The following is a 16943-nucleotide window of genomic DNA, read 5'->3' as shown; positions in this document are numbered from 1 at the left end:
TTTTAGGTTATGGAAAGAGATAAAAAATTTATTATCAGGAAGTTTTTTAATGAATATCTGGACTTGAACCGTAGCAAGGAAGATGAACAGGTGACTGTTGATTCCATCCGGAATGGGGTGGAGTTTAAAGGTACAAACTTGTGGGTACTTATTTTTGCTACTTTTATTGCTTCACTTGGGTTGAATGTGAATTCTACGGCGGTAATTATCGGTGCAATGTTGATATCTCCGCTGATGGGACCGATTATGGGAGTAGGACTTGCTGTCGGGTTGAATGACTTTGAGCTGATGAAACGTTCATTGAAAAGTTATCTGGTGGCAACTTTGTTTAGTGTAACTACCGCAACGATTTATTTTTCATTTACTCCGCTTGATGAAGTTCAGTCGGAGCTGCTTGCGCGTACATCACCTACTATCTATGATGTGTTTATTGCTCTGGTAGGTGGTCTGGCTGGTATTGTAGCATTGGCTACAAAAGAAAAAGGAAACGTGATTCCGGGAGTTGCCATTGCTACGGCGTTGATGCCTCCGCTTTGTACTGCCGGATTTGGACTGGCAACAGGCAACCTGCTTTATTTCTTGGGAGCTTTTTACCTTTATTTTATTAATTCTGTTTTTATCAGTCTGGCTACTTATATAGGAGTGCGGGTAATGCATTTCCAGCGTAAGCAGTTTGTTGATAAGGTAAGAGAAAAGTTGGTCCGGAAATATATCATCGGTATTGCAATTGCTACCATGTGTCCGGCCGTTTATCTGACATATAACATTGTACGTGAAACGATTTATCATTCTTCTGCTAACAACTTTATTACTTCTGAACTCCAATTTCCGGATTCTCAGATTCTGAATCGTGAAATCTCATTTGACAAACGGGAGATTAAAGTGGTATTTATCGGAAAGGAAGTTTCAGAGGAACAAATACAGAATGCGCGGAATAAACTTGCTGATTATAAGCTGGATCAGACAAAATTGGTCGTTTTTCAGGGAGTTAATGGAGCCGGTGCGATGGATATAGGAAATATCAAGTCGATGGTAATGGAGGATTTTTATAAAAATAGTGAGAAACAGCTTATGTCACAACAGGCTGCACTTGACTCACTGAATCGTTTGTTACCAGATTTTACAGGTTCGAACTTGATGAATGAGAAGATGGGGCAGGAGATTAAGGTTCTTTTCCCATGTATAAAAACAATTTCTGTTTCAAAGAGTCTTCAGCTTCGTGTAGACAGTCTTCGTATGGATACCTTAACTTATGCTTTTGTTGATTGCGACCGGACTCTTTCCAAACAAGAGAAAGAAAAAATGTTGGAATGGCTTCAGGCACGCACAGGAACGAAAAAGCTTCGTCTGGTTGTAGAATAGTAGAAGTATAACTGATATAGAAGCCCGCCCTTGACACACAAGTCAATCGGCGGGCTTTTCAAATATTTATCGTATGAATTTTTATTTTTTGCGCTTACTTCGTTTCGCCCAGCCTTCTTCTGCAAAGTCCGGCTCTTCACCACGCAAAGGACGATTGTCATTTTGGAAGAACTGTTTCCAGTCATCTTTCTTCTTAGGACCACGTGCGGCGGTATAGCCTCGTTCTTCACGGCTAGGTTTATCTTTTTTCTTTTCTGCGGATTTGGTTTCTTTTTTCTTGGTTGTTTTTTCTTCTCTTACGCTTTCCTTACCACGCTTTTTACCACTTTTATCGCTTTTTCCCGTATTTTCTCCAGCTATTTCTACAATAACCTTACGACCTTTGTTCAGGGTTACCTTATTCAGTGCTTTCATTACCATCGATGCCTGACTTTCTACAACTTCGAAGAAAGAGAAATTCTGCATGAGATCGATTCTACCAATCTGAATATGCTCTTTTTTCAAGTTGCGGTTTATCAGCTCAATGATCTGATTGGCATAGAAGCCATCGGTCTTTCCTAAATTCAGGAACAGACGGGTATAGCCTTTTTCAGCCTTGCGTGCCACTTTTTCACGGTCGCTTCCACGATCTTTCCGTTCTTTAGCTTCATTGCTCTTTTCGTTGGCTTTAGGCTGTTCTATTTCCGGAGCATTTTTGTAGTATTCCAGGAAGCGGTTAAATTCCATGGATACCACTCGCTTAATCAGGTCTTCCTTGCTTAACCATTCCAGTTTTCGGTAGATTCCTGGTAGAAAAGCTTCTATTTCGTCTTCGTTAACCTTAACTTTTTCGATGTCATCAATTACCTTGATAAGCTGTTGTTCGCAAATCTCTTTTCCGCTAGGCAGTGTGCTTATTGTAAATTTCTTGTTGATAATGCGTTCTATCTCACGCATTTTACCTTTCTCACGCAGGTTGATGATAGCGATAGATATACCTGTCTTTCCGGCACGTCCGGTACGTCCGCTTCGATGTGTATAACTTTCTGTATCATCAGGAAGAGCATAATTAATGACATGAGTCAAGTCATTTACATCCAGTCCACGTGCAGCTACATCGGTAGCAACCAACAGTTGCAAATAGCGCTGACGGAACTTCTGCATGACCAAGTCACGTTGTGCCTGACTTAGTTCACCATGTAAAGAGTCGGCATTATAGCCGTCCTGAATCAGCTTGTCGGCAATCTCTTGAGTTTCTTTACGGGTACGGCAGAAAATAATACCGTAAATCTGTGGATAATAATCGACAACTCGCTTTAATGCCAGGTATTTATCTTTTGCATGTACGATGTAGGCGATATGATGTACGTTTTTGCTTCCTTCATTCTTTGTCCCGATTGTGATTTCTTTGGCATTATGCAAATAAGTTTTAGCAATACGGGCAATCTCCGGACTCATGGTAGCTGAAAACATCAAGGTGTTACGATCTTCTGGAACTTGCTCCAGAATAGCGTTGATGCTGTCGGTAAATCCCATGTTCAGCATTTCATCGGCTTCATCCATTACCACATCGCGGATAGTTTCCAGGCGTGCAACTTTACGCTCCATTAAGTCTATCAAACGTCCTGGAGTAGCTACGATAATGTGTACACCTTGTTTCAGACTACGTATCTGGCTTTCAATAGAAGAGCCTCCATATACGGGGAGAATTTTTAAGTCGGTGATGTATTTAGAATAATCAGTCAGATCGCCTGCTATCTGTAAGCAAAGCTCTCGTGTAGGACAAAGCACTAGTGCTTGGGGGATTCGTTTCGTTACATCGATTTTTTGTATCAGCGGCAGACCAAATGCGGCTGTTTTTCCGGTTCCGGTTTGTGCCAGAGCCACTACGTCGTTGCGGTTTCCTAACAGATACGGTATAACTTCTTCTTGTACAGGCATGGGATTTTCATAACCCATTTCCTCGATTGCCTGGCGTATTTCTGCGGAAACGCCGAGTTCTTCAAATGTCTTCATTTATTTCAAATATCTAATTCGGCTGCAAAGATACGGACAATTAATGGATTATCGGCTATAAGAATTGTTTATTCTTTACTATTTGACAGCCTTTTACCGGAAGAGCTTTACTCTTCCGGTCTGTATTCTAATATATCTCCCGGCTGGCAATTGAGTTCTTTGCAGATTGCCTCCAAAGTAGAAAATCGGACAGCTTTGGCTTTTCCTGTTTTCAGAATGGAAAGATTGGCGGGAGTAAGGTCGATTTTTTCGGCAAGTTCTCCCAGCGAAATCTTTCGTTTCGCCATCATTACATCAAGGTTTACTATAATCGGCATACTGTTTATTGGTTGTTTAGTCTTTTCCACCATTTGGTATAACGGTGGGTTAATTTATAATAGGCAAAAGCTCCGGCATAAAGCCATATTAAGCTTGCAAATATACGCAGAAACCTGTTCTCCAAAAGTGGATAGAAGGTGAGGAAGCAAATCAATTCTAATACGAAGAGTGTGGCTAGAAAACTTATAATAATGTAAATGGCCGCCATCGGGCGTGAATAATTGCTTTTCGGTTTCATAGGCGATATATGGTTATATGGTTAGATCGTTTTCTTCTTTAATCTTGACGGCTGTGGCAAAAATCTCTGTAAGTAATACGATCAGGATGACTGACTCCCATTGCAGGGGTATCGGGGTGACACCCGTTACTTGATAACCTGGCAGGGATACTTGCGCGAGAACTGCCTGCTCGATGCTCCAGTCTAATAAAAACGAGAGGGAAGTGACTGCTAACTGGCCGTAAGCTATCCAGCGAAGCCATCGGATGTTGCGGCGGGAAAAAATATCTTGTCGTGTGATACATATCAGTACACGTATCAGACAGTAGACACCATAAACAGATAATACGATGACTCCCAAAGCTGAAAATATTATAGTGATTAGCATTGTCGGAGTTTCTTTGATCAGACAGGTAACTTCTGAAACCTGATAGGGCGCTTTTACAGTTTTACCGGGTAATTGTAAATTCAGACTATCACTTGGAGTGGAGATAGGAGTAACTCTTATTTCTGCCCTAAATCCGTGTGAATCTGCTTGTGTGTCGTAAGTAGAGCTCTTTTGTCCATCTTCAAATCCTTGTTTGAAATCATTAAAATTACTGCCTATGGCAAAATAGAGATTTAGAGCTAAGGCAAAAATGGCCAATATACCTAATATGCTGAGATGTTTCATAAATTCGGGGTATTATTCGATTGTACTTGTGGGTTGTTCTTCTCTCCATGTTGCAGGTTGTGGAAGTTGTTTTTGGATGTACTTGATACATACGAAAGTAAGTATCGCTCCTGCAACAGCCATGAGTGCGGCTCCTTCGAGACCGTAGGTAGAAACCATTGTGGCATTCGGATCATCGGAAAGCCAAAAGCTGAAAACAGCAGTACTATTGTTGACGAAGTGCATCAATATGCCGGGAAGCAGACTACCTGTATGATAATAAATCCAGCCTAAGGCCAGACCTACCACGAAAGCGAAAGGAGCTTGTACCCAGTTGCCATGTACGATACCGAATATCAGTGACGATACAACGATGGCCCAAAGTGGTTTCTTCCATTTGCGCAGCAGGTGTCCTTGGATGGCTCCGCGGAATAATAGCTCTTCTACAACAGGAGCCATGATGGTGATTGCCACGACTCCCAGTGGATGTTGCATCATCATAGCGAAAATTTCCTGCATGTTATTGGGCAAGTCGGCCAGCTCGTTCAGGTAATTGCTCCACAATCCCATACCTACAATTAATAGGATAGCGGCAATCAGAACTTTACCGGAATTATAATACGCCCAAGTCTTTCGGTCGAGTGGTACATATTTTCCCACTATCAGATGGATACCTACAGCGGCTGTAGATAGAACCTGTGCCAGTAAGATGAGGGTGATGTAAGTAGAGTCGGTAGATTGAGGTAATTCTGTGGTATGATGGAAGATCATATATCCGCACAGAAAAACTCCCATGAATGCCAGTTGGTAGGCAAAGTAGTATAGCAATAATTTGATGGTGCGTCCCATAATAATTGAATTTTAGTTATTTGTTATTTTCACTTATTCCGCAGGCGGATGAACGGCTATAATAAGTCAATAAAGTGTTCGAACTGTCTACATAATAAACACTTTGTTGGCGGTTACGCTCAAAGTTACAAAAAAGTTTGTTCCATTCGGCATAATCCATGATACATATCGAGTCGTTCGATGTAATAGTGAGCAGATAGGCCGGTGTCCACATCTGTTGTTGCAAATTCCATCGATATGCTTTCTTCTCGGTCAGTCGTCCTTGTTCGTCGTACTGGTACTCGTATTTCCATTTTGGAGTAAGTGTTTTGCCGTCCTCATTCAGGGTAGAAACAATCAAACCGTTGTCTGTTTCTCCATAAATGAAAGTTCCTTTTGCGTTTGCCTTTGTGACTGTCAGTGTCATCAGGGTGAAGAGGCTTGCCATAGCTGCTTTTCTTAATAATGTCTTTTTCATAATTGCATCGTGTTTGTGGTTCTTAATTATTTTTCTGTGTTAGCTTTCGATAAATATTTATCGTTTTTCGATATGCAAATGTAGATATTATTTTTAAAGAACAAAAGAAAATCAGAAAATATTTATCGAAAAACAATAAATATTTTCTGATTTATGATGAGGATGTTTTGGATAAGCCTTTTTTGAAGGTATAAAGAAGTTTTCAAAAGTACGGTAAGTGTATATCAGCGGATAATTGTTATATTTACAAAAGTATTAATTTCGTTAATCAATAGAGATATTATGAAGAAACTTATTCTGTGTGTTATGATCTGTCTGTTTGGCGTGGGATTTTCTTTAGCCCAAACATTGACTTCACCCGACGGAAATCTGGTTATGGATTTTCATTTGTCGGCTGACAAAACTCCGGTTTATTCATTGAAGTATAAAGGAAAGGATGTAATAAAAGAAAGCAAGATGGGCTTTCAGATACGTCCATCGTTCGATTTCAGCAAAAATTTCCGTATTGTAGAAACAAAAGAGGATGCTTCCGATACGACTTGGAATCCTGTATGGGGGCAGAATAGTGTTATTCGTGATAATCATAAGGAATTGTTTGTTGCCTTGGAGCAAGAAGGTACGGGATGGTTGCTGAATATCCGTTTCCGTTTGTTCGATGATGGATTAGGGTTCCGTTATGAGTTCCCGGTACAGAAGGAATTGCGCCATTTTACTATTAATGAAGAAGTAACAGAATTCCAGTTGGCCGGTGATCATAAGGCATTCTGGATTCCGGCTGACTATGATACTAATGAGTTTCAGATAACAACTTCTAAACTGTCGGAGGTTCCGCAGTTGATAGACAAGGCACGTGATGAGGCTTTGGCCTGTAAATCGCCTTCACCTAATCTTGCTGTACAGACACCCTTGATGCTGAAGTCGGATGACGGACTTTATATCAACATTCATGAGGCTGCCTTAGTTAATTATCCAGCTATGCACCTGAATTTGGATGCACAGACTTTCCTGATGAGTTCACACCTTACTCCCGATAAAAACGGAACAAAGGGATACATTCAGACAGGTAGTACCAGTCCGTGGCGTACGATTATTGTAAGTGATGACGCTCGAAATATTCTGGCTTCGAATTTGATTGTAAACCTGAATGAGCCTTGCAAGTTGGAAGATACTTCCTGGATTAAGCCAACCAAGTATGTTGGTGTTTGGTGGGAGTATTTTACAGGTGGAGGTTCTACATGGGCTTATACTGATACGCAAGATATCGTAATCGGCAAAACTGACTATACTAAGTTGAAACCGAACGGACATCATGGTGCCAATACGGCTCATGTGAAAGAGTATATCGATTTTGCTGCGAAAAATGGTTTTGATGCAGTATTGGTAGAAGGATGGAACGAAGGCTGGGAAGACAATTACGCTTATGCCAAGGAATTTATATATAGTTTCACTAAAGCTTATCCGGATTTTGATGTGAAAGAGCTTCAGCGTTATGCTGCATCAAAAGGAGTAAAAATTATTATGCATCATGAAACAACCTCATCGGTTGCCGATTACGAACGTCAGATGCATGATGCATTCCGCTTTATGAAAGAAAATGGTTATGATGCTGTAAAGACCGGTTACGTAGGTCCTATCATTCCGCGTAGCGAACATCATGACGGACAATGGATGGTGAACCATTATAATCGAGTAGCAGAAACAGCGGCACAATATCATATTATGGTTAATTCACACGAGGCTGTACGTCCTACTGGTATGTATCGTACATATCCTAACTGGATAGCTCAAGAATCAGCACGTGGAACGGAATTTGAGTCCTTCAATGGAATCCGTCCGGATCATCAGACTATCTTGCCATTTACCCGTTTGATGGGTGGTCCGATGGATTATACTCCGGGAATCTTTGAAGGTGATCTTTCTGTTTATGGCTCAAACAAAGCTAAATTAGGTACTACATTGGTTAAACAGCTTGCACTTTACGTAACGATGTACAGTCCTCTTCAGATGGCAGCCGATTTATATCAGAATTATGAAAAATATCCAGATGCTTTTCAATTTATTAAAGATGTAGCTGTGGACTGGGATAATACATATATTTTGGAAGCTGAACCGGGTGATTATATCACTATTGCCCGTAAGGCAAAAGGTAAGAACGAATGGTATATTGGTGGAATTACTGATGAAAACAGTCGTGAAGCCGTTATTGATTTGAGTTTCCTTCCGGCTGGGAAAAAATATCAGGCAACTATTTATGCCGATGGAAAAACAGCTGACTGGCGTACAAATCCAAAGGAATATGTGATTTCTACAAAGAAAGTAACTAATAAGACAAAATTGAAACAACGTCTTGCTCCGAGTGGAGGTGTAGCTGTCAGCATTAAGGAATTGTAATTTGTTATCATAGTTTTTTGTAATCCCCGATTTCTTTAAATGAAAAGATGTCGGGGATATTTTTTGTCTTAATACCTGAATAATTCCTTAACTGTGCAGTAGCAAGCGGGATACTGTTTCACGGTCTGTATTCAGTTGGGTAATCAGTTTTTCCAGACTATCAAATTTTTGTTCTTGACGGATAAATTCGATAAACTCTATCCGCATATGATGATTATAAATATCGCCTGAAAAATTGAGTATATGAACTTCAATACTTAGGTTGGATCCATTGTCAACTGTTGGACGATGACCGATATTCAGCATGCCGGCATAACGTACTTCGTCAATATACGCATATACAGCATATACTCCTTCTTTGGGAATCAGTTTATCGGGGCAGGAGGGGAGAAGATTGGCTGTAGGAAAGCCTAACTTGCGTCCTACTTTATATCCGTCCACGACAGTTCCATCCAGGTAATAGTGATAGCCTAAATAATGATTTGCATGTTGTATATCACCGTCTTTTAAAACCTTGCGTATGACAGACGAACTGATAGACACTCCATCCTCTATCAATGCTTGTGCGCGAATTACTTCTATACCCAATTCCTTTCCATATTGGCAATAATCATCGAAACCTTCGCAGCGGTTGTGCCCGAAGCGATGGTCATAACCAATAACCAAAACACGGACATTAAAACGTTCTCGGAGTAATTGCATGAACTCACGTGCGGAAAGCAGAGACAGTTCTTTGGTAAATGGTAGCATGATGCAGTAATCCGCTTCCGTTTGCTGGATGAGAGCTGTCTTTTGAGGCAGACAAGTAAGCCATTGAGGACGGTAACTACTTTGCATAACCTGACGTGGATGTATCGGAAAGGTTATGAGAGCACTGTGGAAGTTTCTTTGCCGGGCTTCTTTGCAAACCTGTTTGATGAGGAAACGATGGCCGCGGTGTAGTCCGTCGAAACAACCTATAGTTGCTACGCAAGGTAAAAGTGTCTGCTTAATCTCGTCTGTTATGATTTTCATGTAGGATTTTATTTAAATAAATCGCCAAGATCAGTTCCTGGTGTGTAGTGGGCTACCTGTATACCTGTTGAGGCAGCTGCCTGACAATTGATTTCCGCATCATCAATAAACAGAGTTTCTTCCGGCTGAAGCTCTGCTTCTTGTAAGGCAACTTGGAATATCGCGGGGGCAGGTTTCGACAGATGCATACGATATGAGAGGAAAATACGTTCAAAATATGTTTTATAGTCCTTTCCGTTATGGCAGAAAGCTTGTCTGGAACCATATTCCCAATGAAGTTCATTTGTATTGCTCAATAAGAATAGCCGGTAGCTTTTGCTTAATTCAGCAAGCAGATGGAGCTTCTCTTCAGGAATTGTAAGCAGTTCCATATTCCACATCCGATCAATTTCCTCATCGGTAAGCGGTTGGCTGATGTACTTACGTATGGCTGCACGAAATTCAGGGGTACTTATATTTCCACATTCGTAATCGCGGAAAAAGCCCAGTTCATTAGTCCCTGTCAGCAGATTGCGTACATTGACTGCTCCCGCCTGTTCGAAGGCGCTGATACACCCTTCTAGATTCAGGTCTATCAATACGCCTCCCCAGTCGAAGATGATATTTTTTATTGGCTTATTCATTTTATAACCAATGTTTGTGACATCGATTTATTTGTTCCCCAGGCGTTTGATTCCTCTCCATATTTCCCCTATCCATAAAACAAATGATGTACCTCCGATGATATACAGCCATTCGTTTAAAGGAAGAGGCTCAGTACGGAATACTTTGCCGCCAAAGCTGACGATGAGTATCTGGCCTACAAGAATAATGATAGCGACACTTAGCATTCCTAAAGCATGGCTGGCATCCTTGAAGATTGAATGGTTAGTGCCGAATACACTTGCATTGAACAGGTTCCAGAACTGCAACATCACAAATATGGTGAAAAAGACTGTCAGATGATGTGTGTCCATTCCACCTGGGAGATTTTTGAAGTAGACCAGTAATCCCATCAGAATAGCAAGGAAGCCTAAGCCTACACCAAAGATATTATTACGCATAGCAGGGGTGATGATGAAATCTGTGCGATGGCGAGGCTTTTCGTTCATTACATCCATACTTGGTGAGATGGAAGCAAGAGCCATAGCTGCGAATGTATCCATAATCAGGTTTACCCAAAGCATTTGCGTTACGGTAAGTGGCAAGGCTGTTCCGAAGAATGCACCCAGCAATACACTTAACAATGCAACAACATTGATTGTAAGCTGGAATACGATAAAGCGCTGGATATTTTTATACAGTGAACGTCCCCACATTACAGCAGTTGCAATGCTGTGGAATGAATCATCCAGCAATGTGATGTCACTGGCTTCTTTTGCTACAGATGTTCCTGTACCCATTGACAATCCTACTTGTGCGTGATTTAATGCAGGAGCATCGTTGGTTCCATCTCCTGTTACTGCTACGACAGCTCCTTTTTGTTGTAACAACTGTACTAAACGCTGCTTATCCATAGGACGTGCGCGACTCATTACTTTCAGATCGAGTACGCGTTCAAGGGCTTCTTCATCGCTTAATGCAGCAAATTCAACTCCGGTAATACGGTTACGCTCTGTATCTTCAGGTTGCCAAAGACCAATTTGGCGTGCAATTTCTGTAGCTGTTCCCGGAGTATCTCCTGTTACAATCTTTACTCCAATACCAGCTGACTGGCATTTTTTTACAGCATCGGGTACGTCTGGGCGAATCGGGTCGCTGATTGCAAAGATTCCCAAGAAAGTCATACCGCCTTCGCCGACTAGTTCTGCACAGTCGTCAGAAGCGTTTTCCGGAATAACTTTATAAGCTATACCAAGTGTACGCATAGCTTTATTCTGGTAAGCCAGCAACTGTTCGTTATACTTATCAATCTGAGCTTTATCCAGGTTACATTTGCCCATTACAATCTCTGGGGCACCTTTGATGTAGAGTATCCGTTTTTTCTGAATCGGCGAATCTACTAATGTAGCCATGTATTTGCGTTCCGTAGAAAAGGTCAATTGGTTAATGACTTTAGCCTCTTCACGCAGTTTCATGTAGTTCTGTCCTTTACCATTTAACCAGAGTAAGAGAGCTATTTCGGTAGGGTTTCCTACGCCCGAAGGTTTTTCTCCTTCCACCTTTTCTTCAAGGAATGCAGTAGAGTTGGCAGCTATTCCTTCCGCTATCAGTTCAGGCTGGCTTTCATCGACCTGTGCCTCGTATACTTGCATCAGATTTTGTGTAAGAGTTCCTGTCTTATCTGTGCAGATAACAGTGATAGCACCCATTGTTTCACAAGCATGCATTTTTCGTACTAAGTTGTTCGTTTTCAGCATACGTCGCATGTTGAGGGCAAGGCTGAGCGTCACACTCATCGGCAATCCTTCTGGGACAGCTACAACAATCAAAGTGACAGCCATCATGAAATATTTCAGGACAATACGTGCTATTTCTAGCCATTGATGCCAGTCAGTAACTTCTGTTACCGTGAGATACTGGTATAAATCTTTGCTGGTGAATATGATAAAGGTCAGTGCTGCGATTGTAAACCCTGCTTTACCTATAAGGTTTGCTAATTTGGTAAGCTGAATATTCAGTGGTGTTTGTTCCTGACTTTGTTCTGTAGACTGACGGGCTACTTTACCGATTTCTGTAGCATCTCCAACACGTTCTACGCGCATGATACCATGTCCGTCTGTAATGGTCGTACCACGCATCACAGAATTCGAGGGGTATGTTGCTTCTTCGTCAAAGTGGGCTTCATCGGTTGTTTTATTTACCATTAACTCTCCGGTCAGTGTCGATTCGTTGACTTGCAAAGAAACAGCTTCCACCAGCATTCCATCGGCAGGAACTTCTTCTCCGGTATTTAGGATGACGATATCTCCTACAACAATATCTTTACGCGGTATTTCCTTTATCTTTCCATTACGAATTACTGTTACGGGAGTTTCTTCGCCCACGGCATTCAGCAAATCAAATTTTTTATTGGCATCGTATTCAAAATAGAATCCAATTCCAGTTGCCAGAAAAATAGCAAAAAATATACCAATTGTTTCAGCATATTCATTCTCAATAATTGAAATGATAAGTGAAAAAACTGCTGCAACTAATAATACTCGGATAACAGGATCCTGAAATTTCTCCAAATAAAGTTTCCATATGGAGGGACGTTTGGGAGGAGTTAATAGGTTTACTCCATTTTTTTCACGGCTCGCAATGACTTCCTGGTCGGTAAGTCCGGTCAAATGAGATTCATTTGTGTTTTGTGACATAATGCCTAGTTATTAATTGATTAAGTAGCACAAAAATACAATATATATTGATATGCCTATATATATTTGTTTTTTTTATAAAAAAATCCTCTTAAATGTTGCAAGTTTCAAGCTAATCTATTACTTTTGCACTCGGATTTAAGGGATTACCTTAATATCGGACTTGTAGCTCAGTTGGTTAGAGCAACAGACTCATAATCTGGAGGTCCCAGGTTCAAGCCCTGGCTGGTCCACAAAGAATATCAGGCAGTTACGAATTTCGTAACTGCTTTTTTTATGTCCTTGCGTAAGCAGAGAGGCAACATGGATCAACGTAAAAAAGAACCGCCTGTATGCGCAAACTCTGCGGATACAGGCGGATTTTACACAAACTTGCAAATATATTTAGCAAATCTGTTAAAAAAGCAGGCATTTTTCTTCATTCCTTTACTCCTTTATCCTTAAGTAAAGGATATGAAGAATTGTAATTTTTTATTTTATAGCTATTGGAGTTTCCAGGTCAATAATATTTAATGCACTTCCTCCTCCGTTTGCCAGACCATCCATACCATTAGGTGATGCATCTTTTACATAACATGTTCCTCCTGATTCAAACTGATCAGTTCCATTGAGCTTATAGTAAGCTGCCAGACCGTCTGAATTTGGATCAACGTTCAGCATGTTTTGTTTAATTTGGTTTTCTGTGCGTGCAACATTCCAAAGTCTTACTTCACTCATGTAACCATAGAATGGACGTTCTCCCCACATAAACCCGGCAACCTTACCGATGAAGAATCCTCCTGATCCTTCTGAAGCTAAGTCGAAACTTGGGGTATCCCATGTAGATTCAGCAGCTTTACTACCATTGATGTAAAGAACTGTTTTACCAGAAGGCTGATCATAAGTGAATGCTACGTGGTACCATTTACCTGTTTCAAATGCTTGAGTAGAATGATACTGTTTGGTTCCTGCAATCTGAATCCAATCATTATGACCATCTGGTAAAGCTGTGTCACCAATACGAAGAATCAAAATTCCTTCATTACCCATAATGGTATTATTGCTCAGCAGTTGATTAATATAGATAAGTGCTTCATAAGTTACAGACTTATATATTGTTCCACTAGCCAAAGGAATCTTAATGTGATTACTTTGGAACTGAGCAGCTTTCTTAATCTGTACTGGCTTGGTTATGACAAAGTAAAGAATGTCAGTTCCCGCAATAGCAGGGATGGATGAAGATTGAATACATACAGGGAGCAGATAAGATTTACCTTCTTCTATATTTCCTAGATTTGAAAATTCTATAGGTACTTTTTCTGAGTAAATTGTTCCACTAGGTATGCTTGTTGTATTACTTCCTAATTTCACATTAGACGCATTAAGCATTTCATAGTTAGTCCCGTATTTCTTATTATATTCGTTTACTACATTCTGTCCTGCAATACTATAACATACTTCAACAGGAGAGGAGCATGCAGAAGAAACTCTGGATTGTAATTCATAAATGATAGGTTTATCATCTAGAACTTCAATGGTATGTTCTTTGCTTTCGAAGTAAACTTTTGCTTCCAGCAGGTCGCTTTCACTGTCATTGCAACTGTTCAGCAATACAGCTATGGTGCAAAACGCCAAATATTTTAATAGTTGTTTCATATCTTTAGAATTTCATGATTCGTATTATTTTTTCCCTTGATTGGCTTTCCATTCGTTGAATACCTGTTGATTGATTTGAATTGCCTGACGCATCCATTTATAATCGGGGGTATTGTCATAGTCATTGTCAAAACGATAGGCACCAACTCCTCCTTTATACCCTTCGGCTGGCATCCAAGCTGCTTGTTGAAGTAATTTTCCACCTGAAGTAGCGAAAGATTCAAAGTTTTCTGTGATAATTAGTTTTTCCGGGATGTTACCGGGACTTGTATAATCTGGTGTTCCATGACCATACGATTGAGTAATCCAGTAATCTACATATTCTTCCATTTCTTCAGAAAAATAGTTGATATAACCATCGATACATAATAACTTGTGTCCTTTGCCTTCTTGGGCACTTTTCGGACCAATATATTTGCCCATTTCTTTAACCAGTACCTGGATTGTTGTGTTATTCAGCGTTCCGTCTGAATCACTAAAACCAGCTCCCGGTTCCCAGTCGATATCAAAGCCGTCCCATTCACTGACAAAAAGTGAATCACAAAGTGCTTTAGCGTATTTGGCCAAGGCTTGATTCAATTCTTCCGTATTGTCGAAATTGTGCGATTTGAATCCCCAGAAATCCCAGCGTGCGTATTTTTTTGCTGCTGCAAGTTCTGAGTCAGACCATCCTTCTTCGGCTGCCTGTTTTTCAATCTCATCGTAGATATATTCAGGAGTTCTGCCTTTTCCCAGGTGAGAAAGTAAGCTAACTTCCAGCAGTTTGATTCCTTTTACTTTCTGTGCAAATTCTTTGTCTGCCTTCTGTGCTTCAGTGATTTCATATCTTCCCGGAGCACCACTCCACATGGAGATAATATCCATACTGTCGGGTACTGAAGATAAGTAACCTTTTCTCATTACACCTGAAGGAGCCCAATTTGAGAACCAGCCGAAAGCAACCGGACGTCCGTAGTTCTTAGCTGTTTCCTTATAGGCACGTAAGTTAGCGTAATATTCACTGTCTCCTAAAGTGTTATATCCGCCGATGTGTTCTACTTCTATGTTTTCTACATCGGTACAAGAGGTTATCATTGCTCCCAATAAAGGTATGATGTATAATAATTTTTTTAGTGTTTTCATGTCTTTACTGTATTAATTATTCGGTTATTATTTGCAGTCCCACCACAAGTGTGTACTAGGTAAGTCCTGTCCGTTGCTTAGCATTTTAACGGCTTCGTTATAAATCTTCTGTCCGTCAGCTGTTTGGTAGAAACTGATAGGATAAATCATTCGGCGAATACCTCCTTCTGTTGTAACTCCTTGGCTGCTACCTCTGTTTGCCATAACAGGATTCAGTTTAGGATATCCGGTTCTTCTCCATTCTGTCCAGGCTTCTTGTCCGTTAGGGAAAAGAGCAATCCATTTCTGGATCATGATTTTTTCGAGTTTCTGTTCCGTATTACCTTCAAATTTTACGGTTGTGGCGCAAGGAGCAGCAAAACTACAAGAATAACTTCCACCAACTTCATGCTTGATCGGGGTTTTACCAGAATTCATGTAAGCATCTACGGCTGAGCTGATTCCGTTTTCCTGGAAAGACATTTCAATACCTTGCTTATACAAGTCTTCTGCATTTCCAAATTCACCGCCCCATATTAAAGCAGCTTCAGCTCGCAGGAAGTAGACTTCGGAAGCACGTAACCAGTAAGTTGGTGTAGCTGCTTGTATGTTAGGTTTAGAAAACATCTTATATTCATCATTCTTTCCATATAGATGTCCTGCAGGAACTGCCTGATACTGTTTCCCATCGAACGCTTCTTTTCCTTGTGTGCTTTTAGAGTCTACTGGCAAGAAGTAAGCACTTAATCGAGGGTCTTCATATCCCATTAAGTAAGAGAACATAGACGAACCCATGCGAGATTCATCATATTGTTCAGACAACCAATAGATGTTGTTTCGGAATGTGTATCCGGCTCCTGTACTCATCTGTGCTTCATCGTCTTTGGCAGTCATGACACCAATGGAATGGTTCAATGCCTGTGAAACATATTGTTTCGATAAGGCTTCATCGGCGTAGCGGACACGCATAGCAAGACGGAGTAGCAGAGAATTTGCATATTTTACCCATTTGGTTGAGTTACCAGCATATACAACATCATATTCACTCATAACCTCTACACCATTTTCTGCCTTTTCTGTCAGGATCTCAATGGCTTCTGTCAGATCTTTAAATATAGCTGTATAAATATCTTTCTCGGAATCGAATGGGATATTCATGGTAGCATCGGCTGCATGTGAATAAGGCATCGGACCGAAACATTCCAATGCTTTGTGCCAAGCTGAAATTTTCAGGATTTGTGCTAAGGCAAATACTTCAGGAGTATTGTTTTTCTCGGCTGCAGCTTTCAGCTTTTTCCATGGGTCAAGTGTGTTGGTATATGCACGTTTATAAGTTCCGGAAATCCAGCTGTCATTCAAGAAATAGGTAACGTTACTGTTTCCGCCTCCCCATGTATTATTCTGTCCGAAGAAACCACTCCAGCAGTCAGCCGATAAGTGATAGTCTGTTTGATACTGATTGATAATGTCAGTATCATCTGCCTGTGTTCCTACTGGAAATACTGTACGTTCGATAGTAGTGATTAAACCACCTACAGCAACTCCGTCCATGACTCCTTCTTCATCGGTCAGCTCAAATGGATTGGTGTTGATTTCTTCGTAATTGCATGATGCCAATAGTGACACTGCAAATACGCCTGCTATAAATTTATATTGGTTTATCTTTTTCATAAT

General features: G+C 40.7%; 13 protein-coding genes and 1 tRNA gene. 3 read left to right on the top strand and 11 right to left on the bottom strand.

Annotated elements, in window-relative coordinates; genetic code table 11:
- Positions 1-9 precede the first annotated feature (9 nt).
- The gene (locus ACDG22_RS02030; RefSeq protein WP_007567253.1) at positions 10-1362 is read left to right on the top strand and encodes a TIGR00341 family protein; all 1353 of its coding nucleotides are present in this window, start codon (positions 10-12) and stop codon (positions 1360-1362) included.
- 81 nt (positions 1363-1443) lie between these two features.
- Here the strand turns inward: ACDG22_RS02030 and ACDG22_RS02025 are convergent, their stop codons facing one another.
- The 5 genes from ACDG22_RS02025 to ACDG22_RS02005 all read right to left on the bottom strand — a co-directional run bounded on the left by ACDG22_RS02025 (position 1444) and on the right by ACDG22_RS02005 (position 5850).
- On the bottom strand, positions 1444-3357 hold the full coding sequence (locus ACDG22_RS02025; RefSeq protein WP_007567255.1) for a DEAD/DEAH box helicase: 1914 nt from the start codon (positions 3355-3357) through the stop codon (positions 1444-1446).
- A 107-nt stretch (positions 3358-3464) separates the two neighbouring features.
- A complete protein-coding gene (locus ACDG22_RS02020) occupies positions 3465-3674 on the bottom strand; it encodes a helix-turn-helix domain-containing protein (protein ID WP_022126128.1) in 210 nt (69 codons plus the stop codon).
- A 252-nt stretch (positions 3675-3926) separates the two neighbouring features.
- Entirely contained in the window at positions 3927-4565 is a 639-nt protein-coding gene (locus ACDG22_RS02015) for a DUF2975 domain-containing protein (RefSeq protein ID WP_007567259.1), read from the bottom strand.
- Positions 4566-4577: 12 nt separating this feature from the next.
- Positions 4578-5393, bottom strand: coding sequence for a CPBP family intramembrane glutamic endopeptidase (locus ACDG22_RS02010; protein WP_022126126.1), 816 nt, complete (start codon positions 5391-5393; stop codon positions 4578-4580).
- 16 nt (positions 5394-5409) lie between these two features.
- The gene (locus ACDG22_RS02005) at positions 5410-5850 is read right to left on the bottom strand and encodes a DUF3836 domain-containing protein (RefSeq protein ID WP_007567263.1); all 441 of its coding nucleotides are present in this window, start codon (positions 5848-5850) and stop codon (positions 5410-5412) included.
- 282 nt (positions 5851-6132) lie between these two features.
- Here ACDG22_RS02005 and ACDG22_RS02000 point away from each other — a divergent pair, with 282 nt between their 5' ends.
- Positions 6133-8241, top strand: a complete 2109-nt coding sequence (locus ACDG22_RS02000) for a glycoside hydrolase family 97 protein (RefSeq protein WP_007567266.1) — start codon at positions 6133-6135, stop codon at positions 8239-8241.
- Positions 8242-8328: 87 nt separating this feature from the next.
- On the opposite strand, the gene ACDG22_RS01995 is transcribed toward ACDG22_RS02000, so the two are convergent.
- From ACDG22_RS01995 to ACDG22_RS01985, 3 genes are read right to left on the bottom strand one after another with little or no spacing between them, the layout of a single operon-like run.
- Positions 8329-9255 carry a bifunctional riboflavin kinase/FAD synthetase gene (locus ACDG22_RS01995; RefSeq protein ID WP_007567269.1) on the bottom strand — a complete coding sequence of 309 codons (927 nt, stop codon included), beginning with the start codon at positions 9253-9255 and terminating at the stop codon, positions 8329-8331.
- Positions 9256-9263: 8 nt separating this feature from the next.
- Complete coding sequence (locus ACDG22_RS01990) at positions 9264-9878, bottom strand: HAD family hydrolase (RefSeq protein WP_270230176.1); 615 nt, start codon at positions 9876-9878, stop codon at positions 9264-9266.
- Between the two features lie 27 nt (positions 9879-9905).
- Positions 9906-12533: a calcium-translocating P-type ATPase, PMCA-type gene (locus ACDG22_RS01985; protein ID WP_270230175.1), complete on the bottom strand. Its 2628-nt coding sequence runs from the start codon at positions 12531-12533 to the stop codon at positions 9906-9908.
- 159 nt (positions 12534-12692) lie between these two features.
- Between ACDG22_RS01985 and ACDG22_RS01980 the strand changes: the two genes are divergently transcribed.
- A tRNA-Ile gene (locus ACDG22_RS01980) sits at positions 12693-12766 on the top strand.
- A gap of 238 nt (positions 12767-13004) precedes the next feature.
- On the opposite strand, the gene ACDG22_RS01975 is transcribed toward ACDG22_RS01980, so the two are convergent.
- The 3 genes from ACDG22_RS01975 to ACDG22_RS01965 are packed head-to-tail and all read right to left on the bottom strand — an operon-like array spanning position 13005 to position 16940.
- On the bottom strand, positions 13005-14168 hold the full coding sequence (locus ACDG22_RS01975; protein ID WP_007567275.1) for a DUF1735 and LamG domain-containing protein: 1164 nt from the start codon (positions 14166-14168) through the stop codon (positions 13005-13007).
- Between the two features lie 24 nt (positions 14169-14192).
- Positions 14193-15290: an endo-beta-N-acetylglucosaminidase family protein gene (locus ACDG22_RS01970; RefSeq protein ID WP_370858762.1), complete on the bottom strand. Its 1098-nt coding sequence runs from the start codon at positions 15288-15290 to the stop codon at positions 14193-14195.
- A 27-nt stretch (positions 15291-15317) separates the two neighbouring features.
- A complete protein-coding gene (locus ACDG22_RS01965; RefSeq protein WP_022125342.1) occupies positions 15318-16940 on the bottom strand; it encodes a RagB/SusD family nutrient uptake outer membrane protein in 1623 nt (540 codons plus the stop codon).
- Positions 16941-16943: the final 3 nt, after the last annotated feature.

It is taken from the genome of Phocaeicola coprocola (assembly GCF_041333015.1).
GTDB lineage: Bacteria > Bacteroidota > Bacteroidia > Bacteroidales > Bacteroidaceae > Phocaeicola > Phocaeicola coprocola.
This window is presented reverse-complemented; position numbering and strand designations above follow the sequence as displayed.